Origin of the sequence: Kitasatospora nipponensis, from assembly GCF_039528135.1 — a bacterium.
GTDB lineage: Bacteria > Actinomycetota > Actinomycetes > Streptomycetales > Streptomycetaceae > Kitasatospora > Kitasatospora nipponensis.
This window is the reverse complement of the sequence record NZ_BAAALF010000028.1, coordinates 42,965-58,378: the sequence shown is the minus strand read 5'-3', so window position 1 is coordinate 58,378 and position 15,414 is coordinate 42,965. Positions and strand designations below refer to the sequence as shown.

The 15,414-nt window shown below is 73.6% G+C and carries 14 protein-coding genes; 8 read left to right on the top strand and 6 right to left on the bottom strand.

Annotated features, from left to right (window positions below; genetic code table 11):
- The 3 genes from ABD323_RS11190 to ABD323_RS11180 all read left to right on the top strand — a co-directional run.
- Positions 1–469 (top strand): thiamine pyrophosphate-dependent enzyme (locus ABD323_RS11190; RefSeq protein WP_344441172.1); only part of this gene is annotated, 469 nt, incomplete at its 5' end.
- Positions 466–1,443, top strand: a complete 978-nt coding sequence (locus tag ABD323_RS11185; protein WP_344441170.1) for an alpha-ketoacid dehydrogenase subunit beta — start codon at positions 466–468, stop codon at positions 1,441–1,443. The genes ABD323_RS11190 and ABD323_RS11185, both read left to right, overlap by 4 nt.
- Positions 1,440–2,660 (top strand): type III PLP-dependent enzyme, encoded by a 1,221-nt coding sequence (locus tag ABD323_RS11180; protein WP_344441168.1) that lies wholly within the window; start codon positions 1,440–1,442, stop codon positions 2,658–2,660. Before ABD323_RS11185 ends, ABD323_RS11180 begins: the two co-directional genes overlap by 4 nt.
- 96 nt (positions 2,661–2,756) lie before the next feature.
- Here the strand turns inward: ABD323_RS11180 and dacB are convergent, their stop codons facing one another.
- The gene (dacB, locus tag ABD323_RS11175; RefSeq protein WP_344441167.1) at positions 2,757–4,385 is read right to left on the bottom strand and encodes a D-alanyl-D-alanine carboxypeptidase/D-alanyl-D-alanine endopeptidase; all 1,629 of its coding nucleotides are present in this window, start codon (positions 4,383–4,385) and stop codon (positions 2,757–2,759) included.
- 415 nt (positions 4,386–4,800) lie between these two features.
- Here dacB and ABD323_RS11170 point away from each other — a divergent pair, with 415 nt between their 5' ends.
- On the top strand, positions 4,801–5,070 hold the full coding sequence (locus ABD323_RS11170) for a hypothetical protein (protein WP_344441166.1): 270 nt from the start codon (positions 4,801–4,803) through the stop codon (positions 5,068–5,070).
- A 94-nt stretch (positions 5,071–5,164) separates the two neighbouring features.
- Here the strand turns inward: ABD323_RS11170 and ABD323_RS11165 are convergent, their stop codons facing one another.
- Both ABD323_RS11165 and ABD323_RS11160 read right to left on the bottom strand, forming a co-directional pair.
- Entirely contained in the window at positions 5,165–7,000 is a 1,836-nt protein-coding gene (locus ABD323_RS11165) for a glycoside hydrolase family 15 protein (protein ID WP_344441165.1), read from the bottom strand.
- Between the two features lie 151 nt (positions 7,001–7,151).
- Positions 7,152–8,042 (bottom strand): LysR family transcriptional regulator, encoded by an 891-nt coding sequence (locus tag ABD323_RS11160; protein ID WP_344441164.1) that lies wholly within the window; start codon positions 8,040–8,042, stop codon positions 7,152–7,154.
- Between the two features lie 84 nt (positions 8,043–8,126).
- Here ABD323_RS11160 and ABD323_RS11155 point away from each other — a divergent pair, with 84 nt between their 5' ends.
- From ABD323_RS11155 to ABD323_RS11145, 3 genes are all read left to right on the top strand, one after another.
- Positions 8,127–9,197: an EamA family transporter gene (locus ABD323_RS11155; protein ID WP_344441163.1), complete on the top strand. Its 1,071-nt coding sequence runs from the start codon at positions 8,127–8,129 to the stop codon at positions 9,195–9,197.
- Positions 9,198–9,350: 153 nt separating this feature from the next.
- Positions 9,351–10,037, top strand: coding sequence for a ThuA domain-containing protein (locus ABD323_RS11150; protein ID WP_344441162.1), 687 nt, complete (start codon positions 9,351–9,353; stop codon positions 10,035–10,037).
- Positions 10,022–11,119 carry a Gfo/Idh/MocA family protein gene (locus ABD323_RS11145; protein WP_344441175.1) on the top strand — a complete coding sequence of 366 codons (1,098 nt, stop codon included), beginning with the start codon at positions 10,022–10,024 and terminating at the stop codon, positions 11,117–11,119. The genes ABD323_RS11150 and ABD323_RS11145 overlap by 16 nt, the downstream gene beginning before the upstream one ends.
- A gap of 781 nt (positions 11,120–11,900) precedes the next feature.
- Here ABD323_RS11145 and ABD323_RS11140 read toward each other — a convergent pair.
- From ABD323_RS11140 to ABD323_RS11130, 3 genes are all read right to left on the bottom strand, one after another.
- Positions 11,901–12,836, bottom strand: a complete 936-nt coding sequence (locus ABD323_RS11140; RefSeq protein WP_344441160.1) for an NADP-dependent oxidoreductase — start codon at positions 12,834–12,836, stop codon at positions 11,901–11,903.
- 119 nt (positions 12,837–12,955) lie between these two features.
- The gene (locus ABD323_RS11135) at positions 12,956–13,597 is read right to left on the bottom strand and encodes a DsbA family oxidoreductase (RefSeq protein WP_344441159.1); all 642 of its coding nucleotides are present in this window, start codon (positions 13,595–13,597) and stop codon (positions 12,956–12,958) included.
- 39 nt (positions 13,598–13,636) lie between these two features.
- Complete coding sequence (locus tag ABD323_RS11130) at positions 13,637–14,671, bottom strand: NADP-dependent oxidoreductase (RefSeq protein WP_344441158.1); 1,035 nt, start codon at positions 14,669–14,671, stop codon at positions 13,637–13,639.
- 142 nt (positions 14,672–14,813) lie between these two features.
- On the opposite strand from ABD323_RS11130, the gene ABD323_RS11125 reads away from it, so the two are divergent.
- Positions 14,814–15,414 (top strand): TetR/AcrR family transcriptional regulator (locus tag ABD323_RS11125; protein WP_344441157.1); only part of this gene is annotated, 601 nt, incomplete at its 3' end.

Here is a 15,414-nt window from a genome sequence, read left to right as displayed (position 1 = left end):
CGAGAACAACGGCTACGCGACCACCCTGCCGGCGCACACGGCGGTGGCCGGCAGCGCCACCGGCCGGGCGGCCGCTTTCGGGATCCCCGCCGCCGAGGTGGACGGGATGGACACCGAGGCCGTCCACGCGGCCGCCGCCCAGGCCGTGGAGCGGGCCGCCGGCGGCGGCGGTCCCGGCTTCCTCGAGTGCCGCACCTACCGCTTCGAGGGGCACCACACCATGGAACGGCTGATGAAACTGCGCTACCGCACCGCGGAGGAGATCGACCAGTGGCGCGGCCTCGACCCGCTGCCGCGCGCCGCCGCACTCCTGCCGCCCGGCCTCGCCGCGCAGGTGGACGCCTCGGTCGCCGAACAGCTGGCCGCCGCCGAGCAGTTCGCCCTCGCCTCCGAACACCCGCACCCGGACAGGGCGTTGGACCACCTCTACGCCGACGGGCTGCGCCCGAGGGCGGGGTCGAGGACATGAGGCTCTCCTACACCAAGGCGCTCAACCGGGCGCTCACCGACGCCCTGACGACGGACCCGACGGTCTGCGTCTTCGGCGAGGACATCGGCGCCGGCATGGCCGGCCCCACCCTCAACCTGCTCGACCGGTTCGGCCCCGGCCGGATCGTCGACACCCCGCTCTCCGAGCAGGCCTTCACCTCGATGGCGATCGGCGCCGCCCTGACCGGACGGCGGCCGGTGATCGAGTTCCAGATCCCCTCGCTGCTCTTCCTCGTCTTCGAGCAACTCGTCAACCAGGCCCACAAGTTCTCCCTGATGACCGGCGGCCAGACCGGTGTCCCGCTCACCTGCCTGGTGCCGGGCTCCGGTTCCCGGGACGGCTGGGCCGGACAGCACTCCGACCACCCCTACAGCCTCTTCGCCCACGCCGGACTGAAGACCGTCGTGCCGGCCACCCCCACCGACGCCTACGGGCTGCTGCGGTCGGCGATCGCCGACCCGGATCCGGTGGTCGTCTTCGCCCCGGCCGCCGCCCTGGCGGTACGCGAGACCGTCACCTGGGAGCTGGCGCCGGTCCCGCTGGGCTCGGCCCGGATCCACCGCGAGGGCACCGACGTCACCGTGGTCGCCGTCGGCCACCTGGTGCACGACGCGCTGACCGTCGCGGAGCAGCTCGCCCCGGAGATCTCCGTCGAGGTGTTCGACCCGCGCACCCTCCACCCCTTCGACTGGCCGGCCCTGGCCGCCTCGCTGGAACGCACCGGCCGCCTGGTCGTCATCGACGACTCCAACCGCAGCTGCGGCATCGGCGCCGAGGTCCTCGCCACCGCGGTCGAGGAGATGCGTCTGATCGCCCGGCCCCGGCGGATCACCCGGCCTGACGGCACCGTGCTGCCGTTCGCCCCTCGGCTCGACCGCGCCCTGCAACCCCACCGCGACCAACTGCGCAGCGCCCTGCGCGCCGTCCTGCACGACAAGGACCCGCTCCGGTGAACCGGCAGGCCGAACTCCCCTCCCTCGCCCCCGCGCTGCGCTCCGCGCTGACCGCCTCCACCGACGACCGGATCTTCTACGATCTGGCCGGTATCGCCCGCCGCTACACCGCCCTGCTGGACGAACTGCCGGGCGTCGACGTCCGGTTCGCCATGAAGGCCTGCCCGGTGGACGAGGTGCTCGCCCATCTGGCCGCGCTCGGAGCCGGGTTCGACGCCGCCGGCCCGCACGAGATCGCCCAGGCCCTGCGCACCGGCGTGCCGGCAAGCCGGGTGCACTACGGCAACACCGTCAAGTCGGACCGGGGCATCGCCGAGGCGTACCGCCTGGGCATCCGGGAGTTCGCCACCGACAGCCTCCCGGACGTCACCGCGATCGCCGAACACGCCCCGGGATCCCGGGTGTTCTGCCGCCTCGCCACCAGCGGCGAGGGCGCACTGTGGGGGCTGAGCCGCAAGTTCGGCTGCTCGGCGGCGGACGCCGTCCAGGTGCTGACGGCCGCCCGCAAAGCCGGACTGACCCCCGCCGGGCTCTCGGTGCACGTCGGCTCGCAGCAGCTGACCGCCAAGGCCTGGACAGTGGCCTTCGAACTGCTCGGCGACGTCCTCGTCGATCTCGAGCGGCACGGGATCCGGCTCGACCACATCAACCTCGGCGGCGGCCTGCCCGCGCTGGGGTACCTCGACCGGCACGGCACCGCCCTCGACCCGCCGCTCGACGAGATCTTCCAGGTGATGCGGCAGGGTCTCGGCCACCTGCGCCACCTGCACGGCGGTGAGCTGGACTTCGTCCTGGAGCCCGGCCGCCACCTGGTCGCCGAGCAGGGCGCGATCCGGGCCCACGTGTACCGACTGACCTCCCGTCAGCAACCGGACGGCGAGCGGGAACACTGGCTCTACCTGAGCTGCGGCAAGTTCAACGGGCTCTACGAGATGGACCAGTTGCAGTACCGGCTGGTCTTCCCGACCCACCCGGACCCGCAGTACGTCCCGGCCGTGGTGGCGGGCCCGACCTGCGACAGCGACGACGCCTTCCCCCACGGGCACACCACCGGCCGGGTCCCGGTCCCCCGGGCGGTGGCCTCCGGCGACCCGGTGTGGATCCTCTCCAGCGGTGCCTACGCGGTCAGTTACCTCACCCAGGGCTTCAACGGCTTCGACCCGCTGCCGTACACGGTGCTCCCGGCCGACGCCCGGCTCCCCTCGCCCTGCCGGTGACGGTGGTCCTCGACCACGGGGAACCGGGGACGCCCACCGCGCGGGCCCCGGTGCGGGGAGCACCGGGGCCCGCGCGGTGGGCCGGCCCGGGGGTGGTCAGTGGGCCGGACCGGCGTGGGGCGGGGCGGGCGGGCGGTGGTGTTCGGCGGCCGAGGCCTGCTCCTGCAACAGGGCGGAGATCTGGTTGACGTCGTCGAAGATGCTCAGGAAGCTCGTCAGGTCGGCGCTGGACGCGCCGGTGACGCCGACGTAGAAGAGGTGCAGGCAGCCGCTGTCGGTCTGCAGGTAGCCGGCCTCCTCCTGGGCGCCGACCTCGAGCCGCTGGTTGAGCTCGTCGGCGCCGAGGATGGTGCCGGGCTTGGCGAAGACCTTGCCCTTGGCCGGGCAGTCGGTGACGCAGGAGATCCCGTTGCTGCCGTCGACCCCCAGGATCGGCAGGGAGAGCCGGAAGGCGTCCGCGTCGGGGGTGCCCAGCCAGTAGGCGAGGAGCTGGTCGAGGCCGATCGGGGTGGCCCGGTCGGAGGCCACGCCACCGCGCCCGTCGGCGAGTTGGAACTGGGTCGGGTCGACGTGCGCGACGTCGGCCAGGAAGTCGTGCTCGATCCCGAAGGCGTCGAAGCAGGTGCGGCTGCCGCGCTCCACGGCCATGTTGCACAGCGCCAGGTTGGCGCCGAGGTTGTGGCTGACCTTCAGGATCAGCTTGGCGTACTGGCTGTAGGGCGGGGAGACGTACGCGGCCACCTGCGGGTCGTCGTCGTAGGAGGCGGGCAGCGCGTCCTGCGGGTTGGGGCCGGTGGGGTCGGCGCTGACGGTCACGCCGGCCCGGGCCAGCGCCTCGATCAGCGCGGTGCGGCCGAAGGCGTTGGGGTCCTGGATGGCGGAGGTCCGCAGCAGGGGCTGGGCGTCGGCGGCGATCGTGCCGGACAGGGTGATCCGGGTGCCGTCGGGGGAGGCCGCGACCTGGATGTTCGTCGGGCCGCCGGCCTCGACCGTCCGGACGGTCGAGGTGACCTGGTACGGGGCCACCTGCGGGCGCCAGGTCAGCTGGGCGGGCTGCCCGGGAGCGGTGGGGGTGGACAGCAGGTCGATGAGGTTGTCGTTGATGATCAGCGGGGTGGGCTGCGGGTCCAGCGGCGGGAGGTCGAAGAGCCGGGGGTCGACGATCACGTTGCCGTTGACCTGGGTCAGGCCCGCCTCGCGCACCTGGTGGGCGATCTGGTCCAGGCCGGCGAGCGGGTTCTCGGGGGTGAGGGTCGCGCCGGGCAGTTCGGCCTCGGTGTGGTCGATGTTCGTGTAGTCGACCGAGCCGTCGGGCTTGGTGCGCCCACCCATCGTCAGGTCGCCCTGGGCGACCAGGTCCAGGTTCCCGTTCAGAGTGGCCCCGTCACGGGTGCCGGTGGCGATCACGGGGGTGGTGAAGCGGTGGTCGGGGCCCAGGGTGTGCCAGGCCGCGGAGATGGTGACCAGCTTGGTGGTCGAGCCGGGGATGAAGAACTGGTTCGCGAACCGGGAGTGGATCACCTTCCCGCTCGCGGGGTCGACCTCCAGCAGACCCCACTGCGCGTGCTCGTAGCCGGGCTTGTGCATGATCGCCTCGATGGCCGGCCCGAGGTCGTCGTCGTGCGCCGCCGCCGCGGGACCGGTGACGGCCGTGCCCGCCACGGCCACGACTGTCGCCACGCCAGCGGCCCAGGCCCGCAGCCGGCCACGGATCGTCGATCTCATGCGTTCCGCCGTTTCTGGAGTCGAGTGACCCCGGGTCGAGGAGGCCCGAGGCGAAGAGCCCCGACCGGGGAGCCCCGGACGGGGCGGCCCGCTTCGCACGAGCCGCGGGCACCCGGACCGTCGTCGCCGGGCACTCCCAGCGGCATCGTAGGGACCCGACCCGCGCCATCCGGCCGCTCGGCACCGTTGCTGACGGCGTGTGGGGTGAACGTCATCCGATCGGACGATCGCCACGGGGGGACCAGAAGACCCGTCGGGCGCCGGCCACCCCAGCAGGGGTGCTTCGCGATCGGCCCCGAACCCTGGGGGGCTCCCGGTGGACGCCACGTAGGATGAAGAGCAACCAAGCCGGGGGTGCACGGTGGTGGGAGCTGTCGTCGGACGGGGCGTCCGCCTCGGAGTACGGATCGGATCCGTGCTTGCGGCGCTCTCCGGCTCGATGGCGCTCGTGGGCGCGGTCATCCGGCTCGGCACGGGGCTGCACCCGGATGTCCTCGCCGGTGTCATGCGAGGCGTCGTCGTCGTGGTCGGGAGCCTGGGGGTCGGTGTCCTGCTGGGTGCGGTCAGCGGTGCGGCGCTCGCCCTGGCACCCGAGTGGCTCGCCGCCCGGGCTCCGTTGCGGGGGCTGCTCGCCGGCTCCGTGGCGGGCACGATGGGCCTCGGTGAGAGCTGCCGGTGGCGGTAGCCCTCCGGCTGCCCGCTGCGGCCACCAGAGGATCACCCGACCGAGTCGACGGACTCGAAATCACGATCACCAACAACGACAGAGCAACGGCCAGTCAGCCCAGGGCGCGGTCGAGGTTGAAGGCGGCGCTGATGAGGGAGAGGTGGGTGAAGGCCTGGGGGAAGTTGCCGAGTTGTTCGCCGGTCGGGCCGATCTCCTCGGCGAACAGGCCGAGGTGGTTGGCGTAGGTGAGCATCTTCTCGAACGCGAGCCGGGCCTCCTCCAGCCGGCCCGCGCGGGCCAACGCCTCCACGTACCAGAAGGAGCAGATCGAGAAGGTCCCCTCGGCGCCGGGCAGGCCGTCGGGGCTGGTGGTCGGGTCGTAGCGGTAGACCAGCGAGTCGGAGACCAGGTCCGTGCTCAGCGCGTCCAGGGTGGAGAGCCACCTGGGGTCGGTGGGCGAGACGAACTTGGCCATCGGCATCATCAGCAGCGAGGCGTCCAGCTCACCGCCGTCCAGCGACTGGACGAACGCGCCGCGCCCGGTCGACCAGCCGCGCCCCATGATCTGCCGGTAGATCGCGTCCCGGGCCTGGCGCCAGCGGGGCAGGTCGGCCGGCAGGCCGCGGCGGTTCGCCATCCGCATCGCCCGCTCGAGCGCCACCCAGCACATCAGCCGCGAGTAGACGAAGTTCCGCCGGCCCCCGCGGGTCTCCCAGACTCCCTCGTCGGGCTGGTCCCAGTTCTCGCACAGCCAGTCCGCCATCGCGCCGACCTCGTCCCAGCGGGCGCTGCTGATCGGCTGCCCCCACTTGTCGTAGAGGTAGACGGAGTCGATCAGGGCTCCGTAGATGTCCAGCTGGAGCTGGCCGGTGGCGGCGTTGCCGACCCGCACGGGCGCGGAGCCGAGGTAGCCCTCCAGGTGCGACAGCTCGTACTCGGGCAGTTCGCTGCGTCCGTCGATGCCGTACATGATCTGCAGCGGGCCGCCCGCGCCGGTGCCGCGCATGATGCCGCGCTCGCCGAGGAACCCCATGAAGGCCTCGGCCTCCGAGGTGAACCCCAGGCGCAGCAGGGCGTAGACGCAGAAGGCGGCGTCGCGGACCCAGACGTAGCGGTAGTCCCAGTTGCGCTCCCCGCCGATCCGCTCGGGCAGGCTGGTGGTGGGTGCGGCCACGATCGCGCCGGTCGGCGCGTAGGTGAGCAGCTTCAGCACCAGCGCGGAGCGGTTCACCATCTCCCGCCACCGCCCGTGGTAGCGCGAACGGGCCAGCCAGTGCCGCCAGAACCGGACGGTCGCCTCCGCCTGCTCCTCCGCCTCGGCCCGCGGGCACGACCGGACCGGGACGTCGTCGTCGATCTGGTCGAGGGCGAAGACGTTGGACTCGCCCTCGAGGAGCTTGAAGTGCGACGACACGTCCTGGCCGTCGCTCTCCAGCGGCGCCGTGGCGGTCAGCGCGAGCGTCAGCGACGGGGAGCGGAACACCGCCTCGTGGCCCTCCAGGTGGGTGGTGTGCGGCTCGGCTCCGTAGCCGAAGCGCGGGGCGATCCGCGCCCGGAACGGCAGGGCCCCGCGGACGCAGAGCACCCGCCGGATCAGCCGGTGGCGGGCCGCCTCGGTGGACTCGTCGACCACCGGCATGAAGTCCTGGATCTCCGCCACCCCGTCGGCGGCGAAGAACCGCGTGATCAGGACGTTCGTGTCGGGGAAGTAGAACTGCCGACTGCGGGTCGGGACCTCGGCGGCCAGCTCGAAGGACCCGCCCCGCTCGGCGTCGAGGATGGACCCGAAGACGCTGGGCGCATCGAAGCGCGGGCAGCAGTACCAGTCGATGGTGCCGTCCGTGCCGACCAGGGCGGCGGTCCGCAGATCGCCGATCAGGCCGTGCTCGGAGATCGGCGTGTAGCGGCCGCCGTCCGCCGGTCCGAAACCGGTCGTGTCGAACGCCATGTCGGCCTCCCTGCCGCTGCGGCGTGGGCCCGGAGCCTGAGGTCCTCTCCTCATGCTAGTCAGCGGCTCCCGGTCCCTCCACGGGGCGGCCCCGCGCGGCGGGGGGCGCGGGTCAGCCGTGCGCGGCGGGGGCGCGGCGGCGCGCCCGGGGTCAGCCGTGCGCGGCGGTGGTGAGCAGGTCGGTCATCAGGGCGAGCGGCGGCCAGTCGAGGCGGCCGTGCCGGGCGACCGCGTAGGCGCGCAGCTCCACGTCGGGGGCGGCCAGCGGGACGAGCCGTACCGTGGGCAGGGTCGGGAAGCCGATCGGCAGCAGCGCCACGCCCAGGCCGGCCGCGATCATCTCCTGCACCAGGTCGAGGCTGTCGGCCTGGTGGGTGACGCGGGGGCGGAAGCCCGCCATCGAGGCGAGTGTGCGGATGACCTCCTCGTCCGCCGTGTTGCGGGAGTTGACGATCCAGTCGTGCGACCGGAAGCGGGCGAAGACCTCCAGCGTGCTGCCCCCGCCGCACGCGGCGCCGGCCGGCACGCCGAGCCCCCACCGGGCGGTCCACAGCGCGGTCGCGCTGACGGTGGGGTCCTCGGCGGCCGGTGCCAGGTTGTAGTCGTAGGTGAGCGCGAGGTCCACCTGGTCGGTGGCCAGCAGCTCCAGCGACTCGGCCGGTTCGTGCTCCCGGATGAGGACGTGGACGCGGGGGCTGGTCGCGGCGAGGTCGACCACGACGGGCAGCAGGTAGCCGCGGATGGCGGTGGCGAAGCCGGCGACCCGCAGTGTGCCGTTGGGCTCGGCTCCCGGGCCGAGGTCGCGGTGCGCCGTCTCGACCGCGGCCAGGATCGTCACCGCGTGCTCGGCCAGCCGTCGACCCGCCGGTGTCAGCCGGACCTGCCGCCCGACGGGCTCGATCAGCGCGGTGTCCATCTCGCGGGCCAGCGCGGCGACCTGCTGCGAGACCGTCGAGGTGGTGATGCCCAGCACATCGGCGACCGCGCGCATCGAGCCCAGTCGCGACAACTCCGCCAGGATCTGCAGCCGCCGTGTCTCCATCCCGCCATTGTTCAGCTTTCCCGAACGAATTGTCCATGATCGGCACGTGGACGCGAGCGGTCGGTGCGCCCTCTACTGGTGCGCATGAGCCCGCTGGAAGCCGTCACCTCTCGCCTCCCCACCCGTCCGCGCCTGCACGGTGCCCAGAGTGGCGCCCTGATGGCGGTGGGCGCGATGTCCTCGGTCCAGCTCGGACTGGCCCTGTCGGTGCCGCTCTTCGCCCAGCTCGGCGCCACCGGCACGGCCGGACTGCGGCTGGCCTGGGCCGGCGTGCTGGTCCTGCTGCTGGTCCGCCCGCGCCCGCGCGACTTCGCCCGCCGGGACCTGCTGGCCTGCGCGCTGCTGGGCCTGGTGACCGCCGGCATGGTGCTGCTCTTCATGCTCTCCGCCGCCCGCATCCCGCTGGGCACCGCGAGCGCGCTGGAGTTCCTGGGCCCGCTCGCGGTCTCGCTGCTGCGTCCGGGCGGCGGGCGCAAGCACTGGGCCGCGCTGGCCGCCGCCGGTGTGGTGCTGCTGACCGAGCCCTGGCAGGGCGGCATCGACCCGGCCGGCCTCGGCTTCGCGCTGGGCGCGGCGGCCTGCTGGGCCGGGTACATCCTGCTGACCCAGCGGGTGGGCGACCGGGTCACCGGGCTGAAGGGGCTGGCGATCTCGCTTCCGGTGGCGGGCGTGGTGGCCACCCTGGTGGCCGCGCCGTCCGAGCTCGCCCGGGCGACCTGGCCGCTGGTCCTGGTCATGCTGGGGCTGGCCGCGCTGAGCACCGTGCTGCCGTTCACCCTCGAGTTCCTCGCCCTGCGCCGCCTCACCGCCGGCGCCTTCGGCACGCTGATGAGCCTGGAGCCGGCGATCGCGCTGCTGATGGGCATCCTGGTGCTCGGCCAGATCCCCGGTGCGGCGCCGGCCGCCGGCGTCGTCCTGGTGGTGATCGCGGGCGCCGGCGCCACCCGCACGGGCGGGCGTGAGGCGACGCCGGCGGCCGAGCCGGTGGCCGAAGCGGCGGCAGTCGCGGCGGCAGTCGCGGCCGCGGAGGACGAGGCCTTGCACGAGACGGCCCCGGACGAGGCGATCCCGCACGAGGCGGCCCCGGACGGCGAGGCCCGGGACGGCGAGGCCCCGGCGGGCAGCGAGGTCCGGGAGCCGGCGCTCTGTGCCTGATCGGCACCCGACCCATCCAAGTGCCATTGCAGTGTGCTGTTGCATTAAGCCCCGGCCCGGTAACGTACCGGCCGGGGCGCCGCGGCCGGTCCGTCCGCCGCCCGTCAAGTCCCGCCGCCGTCAAGGGCGATGGTCCTTCATCGGGAGGGTGCGATGGTGTCCGACCAGCTGGCCAGGGCCGGCCGTGGCCGGCAGGCCCTGGTGGTGTGCGGCGGCTGGGAGGGGCACCGGCCCGCTGCGGCCGGTGACCGCTGTGCGCGGATCCTGACCGAGGCCGGCTACCGGGTCACGGTCTCCGACAGCCTGGACAGCTACACGGACGAGCCGCTGCTGCGCGCCACCGACCTCGTGGTGCAGTGCTGGACGATGGGCCGCATCAGCCCCGAACAGCTCGCCGGGCTCTCCCGGGCGGTGCGCGCCGGCACCGGGCTGGCGGGGTGGCACGGCGGGATCGTGGACGCCTTCCGCGAGGAGCCGGCGTACCAGCTGATGACGGGCGGCCAGTTCGTCCACCATCCGCGGGAGCCCGTCGCCTACACGGTGCGCCCGTGCCCCGGGCGCGCGGACCATCCGGTGCTCGCCGGGGTCGGGCCGTTCCCGGTCACCACCGAGCAGTACTACGTGCACGTGGACCCGGGTGTCGACGTCCTCGCGCACAGCGAGTTCGCCCTCGACCCGGACCACCCGGAGCTGGCCGGCACCCTGGTGCCGGTCACCTGGACCCGCGCCTGGGGTGCGGGGCGGGTCTTCGTCACCACCATCGGGCACACCCTGGCGGACCTGGCGGTGCCCGAGGTCGATGCCATGATCCGCCAGGGCATGGCCTGGGTGACCCGGTGAGCGCGCTGCGGATCGGCGTGGTCGGCGCCGGCCGGATCAGCGGGGTCTACCTGCGGACCCTGGCCCGGCTGCCCGAGGTGCGGGTGGTGGCGGTCGCCGACCTCGACCCCGCCAGGGCCCGGCGGGCCGCCGAGCCGGTGCCGGGCGCCCGGGCGAGCGAGGTGGCCGGGCTCTGCTCGGCGGAGGACGTGGACCTGGTGCTGAACCTCACCGTCCCGGCGGCGCACGCCGAGGTGGCGCACGCGGCGATCGCCGCCGGCAAGCACGTGTACGGGGAGAAGCCGCTCGCGGCGACCACCCGCGAGGCCCGGGAGGTCCTGACGGCGGCGGCCCGCGCCGGCGTGCGGGTCGGCTGCGCGCCGGACACCGTGCTGGGCACCGGCCTGCAGGCGGCCCGGGCCGCGCTGGACGCGGGCGCGATCGGCCGGCCGCTGGCCGCGACCGCCTTCATGACCACCCCGGGCCACGAACTCTGGCACCCGGACCCGGAGTTCTACTACCGCCCGGGCGGCGGCCCGCTGCTCGACATGGGTCCCTACCACCTCAGCGCGCTGGTCACCCTGCTCGGCCCGGTCCGGCGGGTCACCGGGATGTCCGCGCGGCCCGCCGACCGTCGCACGATCGGCAGCGGCCCGCGGGCCGGCACCGCCTTCCCGGTCGAGGTGGCGACCCATGTCACCGGCACGCTGGAACACGCCGGCGGCGCGCTCACCACCCTGCTGATGAGCTTCGACGTCTGGGCCGGTCGGCTGCCGCACATCGAGGTCTACGGCGACGCGGGCTCGCTCTCGGTGCCCGACCCCAACGAGTTCGAGGGGCCGGTGGAGATCCGGCGGGCCGGCGACCGCGGATGGTCGGTGCTCCCGGTCGCCGGCGGCCACCGGGCGGCCGACCGGGGCCACGGCGTCGCCGACCTGGCCCGCGCCCTGTCGGCAGGCTCGGCGCACCGCTGCGGCGGCGAACTCGCCTACCACGTACTGGACGTGATGGAGAGCCTGCTGACCGCCGCCGACTCGGGCCGGACGGTCGAGCTGGCGAGCACCTGCGACCGTCCGGACCCGGTGCCGCCGGCGCTTGTCTGACGATCCCCGGCGGCCCGCGGTGGTCAACCCGTCCGCACCGGCCCCGCGGCACGCCGGTCCGGCGGTGAATCCGTTTGGCACGCCGACGGTCGGGTGCTATGAACACAGAGTGACTGTCTTCGTGTGCTCGGCCTGCGGGCTTGCCATCACTGGACCGCTGACCGAACTGACCGAGATGCCAGCCCGCCCGGGGGACCAGGGCTACCGCAAGGCCGACGGATCACGTCGTGCCACCGCGACCATGCCGCTCGGCTTCTTCGCCCGGGAACCCGAGCCGTGGGGTGCACCGCTCGTGCCTACCGACGAGTGCCGAGAGGTCTTCCCCGGAGGTCCGTGCCTCGGAGACCCGGACGGGGACAGGTTCCTGGTGTCCGCGGGCCCCCGGAACACCGTGGTTCTGCACCCGGACGACGCCCGCGGTCTTCGGAAGGACACCGACTGCACGAGGCACTCCAGCGGATGCTGTGGCCTCCATGGTCACGCAGGCATGAACCGCCAGTGCCCCTGCGGCGCGCACGTGGGCACACTCATCAACGACTGCAACACCGCGTATGAACTGCACCTGGAACCCACCCAGGTGCGCTTGATCGCCGATTGATTCTTCGGCCGGCGCCATCGATGAGAGCAGCGCCGCGTCTCACGCTCGTGCCGTCGACTCCCCCGCCTGGACCCTGCCGCTGAACCCGACCGGCTGACCGACGGACCGACTCACCGGCGGGCGGCCCGGGCCGGCGAGCCGCCCGGGCCACGGCCCACCGGAACCTCGGGGTCCTGATTCCCCTCAGGGCCGGACGCTGATGACGGTCTTGCCGCGGGCCCCGCCGGCCTCGACCGCCAGCAGGGCCTCCGGCGCCCGGTCCAGCGGGAAGACCTGCTGCACGACGGGCTTGAGCTCCCCCGCCTCCACCAGCCGTGCGAGCTGGGCCAGTTGTGCCCCGTCCGGGTGCATGAAGAAGGCGCTGACGGAAACGCCCCAACGCTCCCGCTGGGCCTCGATGTCGGGGACCATGACGATCGACACCAGCGCGCCGCCCTGCTTGAGCAGGCCGAAGGAGCGCGCCTGGGTCTCCCCGCCGACGGTGTCGAGGACCACGTCCACCGAGTCGACGACCTCGTCGAACTTCTCCTTGCGGTACTCGACCACCTGGTCGGCCCCGAGCCGGCGGGCCTGCTCCGCGCCGTCGGTACCCACCGTGGTGACCACCTCCGCTCCCAGGTGCTTGGCGATCTGGATGGCGGCGGACCCCACCCCGCCCGTGCCGCCGTGGATCAGCACCCGCTGGCCCGCCCGCAGCTGCGTCTGCTCCGTCAGGGCCTGCCAGGCGGTCAGCGCGACGAGCGGCAGCGCGGCCGCCTCCTCGAAGGAGAGCCGGGCCGGCTTCGCGGCGACCAGGCTCTCGTGCACTGCGACGAACTCGGCGAAGGCACCGCCCACCTGGGGGTCGACCCGGCTGAAGACCTCGTCGCCCACCGCGAACCCCGTCACGCCCGCACCGACCGCCACCACCACGCCCGCGACCTCGTTGCCCAGGACCCGGGTCGTCGCGAGCTCACCGGCTGCCAGGAACCCCTTCACGATCAGGTGGTCGATCGGGTTGACCCCGGCCGCCCTGACCTCGATCAGCACCTCCTGGTCGCCGACCTCGGGCGCGGGCACCTCGGCGACCGTCACCACCTCGCCGACCTGGCCGTACCTGTCGATGACTGCTGCCTTCACGGTCCGCTCCTCTGCTCTGCTCTGCCTGTCGTTCTGCCTGCGTGCGTGGTTGCCTGCGTACCGGCCCGTACCTGTGAGCCTGGGCGGGTGCGTGCCCGGCTGCAATCGGGGCGGGACGGTCAGTGCGCCGACCGGTCGACGGTCCCGGCGGCGACCTTCGCCATGACCTCCAGCAGCAGCTCGGGGCTCTGCGCCCCCGAAACCGCCACCCGGCCGTCGAAGACGAAGGTCGGCACCGACGAGATGCCCAGCTCCGCGCCGTGCGCCAGCTCGGCGCGCACCTCCCGGACGCCCTCCTGCGAAGCCAGGAAGCCCGTGACCTGCTCGCGGTCCAGTCCCGCCGCGACGGCGATCGCCGTCAGCTGCTCCGGGTCGCCCAGGTGACCGCCGTCGGTGAAGTAGTGGGCCAGCAGCCGCTCCTTCACCTCGGCCTGCCGCCCGTGCCGCGCGGCGAACCAGAGCAGCCGGTGGGCGGTGAAGGTGTTGGTGGCCACCGCCCGCTCCATCCGGAACTCGATGCCCTCGGCCGCCGCGGCCTCGGTGAGCGGGCCGAAGACGGCCGCCGCGGGCTTGCCGAACTTCCGCTCGTAGACCAGCGCCGACGGCTCGCCGGCCGCCGACGCGGCCGGGTTGAGCTGGAAGGGCCGGTAGACGACCTCGACCTCGTCGGCCGCCGGGAAGGCCGCCAGGGCCTGCTCGAAGCGCCGCTTGCCGATGTAGCACCACGGACACACCAGGTCCGAGTAGATCTCGATCTGCACTGCCGTTCCTCCTGACGGGCTGACGGGACTCCGGGGCTGCTAGCCGGCGAGGCGGACGAGCATCTTGCCGGTGTTAGCGCCGCGCATCAGGCCGAGGAAGGCCTCGGGCGCCCGGTCGATGCCGTCCAGGACGGTCTCCTCGGCACGCAGCTCGCCGGCCGCGAGCATGCCGGCGGCGAGCCGGGCGTACTCGGGGGCCAGGTGGTAGTAGCTGCCGACCAGCAGACCGCGCAGGGTGAGCTGCTTGCCGATCGCGGCGGCCAGGTTGCGCGGGCCCGGGACCGGCTCGGTGGCGTTGTACTGGCTGATCGCCCCGCACAGGGCGATCCGCCCGCCCGGGCGCATCGCGCCGATGGCGGCCTCCAGGTGGTCCCCGCCGACGTTGTCGAAGTAGACGTCCACGCCCGCGGGGGCGGCCTGCGCGAGCTGCTCGGCGACCGAGCCGGCCCGGTAGTCGATGGCGGCGTCGAAGCCGAACTCCTCGACCAGCTTCTTGGCCTTCTCCGGGCCACCGGCGGACCCGATCACCCGGGAGGCGCCGAGCCGGCGGGCGATCTGCCCGGCGACCGAGCCGACCGCACCGGCGGCGCCGGAGACGAAGACGACGTCGCCCTCGGCCACCGGCGCCACCTCGGTCAGGCCGGCGTAGGCCGTCAGGCCCGGCATGCCCAGCACGCCGAGGTACGCGGAGGCGGGAGCCAGCGAGACGTCGATCGGCATGACGGCCGACGCGTCGACGACGGCGTACTCGCGCCAGCCCAGCTGGTGCAGCACGGCGGTGCCGACCGGGACGGCGGCGGAGCGCGAGGCCACCACGGTGCCCGTCGCGCCACCGCTGAGCGGCGCGCCCAACTCGAACGGCGGGATGTAGGAGCCGGTGCCCGCGTTCATCCGCCCCCGCATGTACGGGTCGACGGACATCCAGGTGTTGCGCACCAGCAGCTGGCCCTCACCGGGCTGCGGGATCGCGCTCTCCACGAGGGCGAAGTCCTGCGCGCGGGCCTCGCCGACGGGGCGGGAGACCAGGTGGATCTCGCGCTGGGTCTGCTGCGGGGCGATCGGGGCGTCGGTCATGGCTGTGCTCCTGGAATCGGGGTGGGTGTCGGGCCGCTGCTCCGGACGGAGTATTTGACCTCTCGTTCCAGAACTTACAGATTCTGGAACGAGAGGTCAAATATGTGCGGCGCCCACCCCGGGGCTTGGGTACGGTAGGGCCATGGGAAGACCGCGGACGTTCGACGAAGAGGCGATCCTGGACCGGGCCATGCTCCTGTTCTGGCGCAAGGGCTACGAGGCCACGAGCATGAACGACCTGGTGGAGGGGCTGCAGCTGGGACGCGGCTCGATCTACGCGGCGTTCGGCGACAAGCACCAGCTGTTCGTCCAGGCCCTCGGCCGCTACCTCGGACGGCAGGCCGACCTGCTCGCCGCCACCCTCGACGACCGGCAGCCCGCGCTCCCGCAGCTGCGGCGCCTCTTCGAGACGCTGCTGCAGGCCGAGTCCGCCTGCAGCGGTGCTGGCTGCTTCAGCGTCAACAGCATCGCCGAACTGCTGCCCGGCGACGCCGCCGTCGCGGAGCTGGCCCGGGCCGGCCTGCGCAGCGCGGAGGACGCGTTCACCGCCCAGCTGGAACGGGCCCGGGAAGCCGGGGAGCTGACCGCCGCGGTGAGCCCGCGGGACGCCGCGCGCCTCCTGCTGGGCCTGGTCCAGGGGCTCCAGATCCTGCGCAAGGCCGACCCGGATCCCGGGTGCCTGGCCGCCGAGCTGGCCGCCGCGTTCGCCCTGCTCCGCGGCCCGTCGGGGCCCGGGGCCGGCT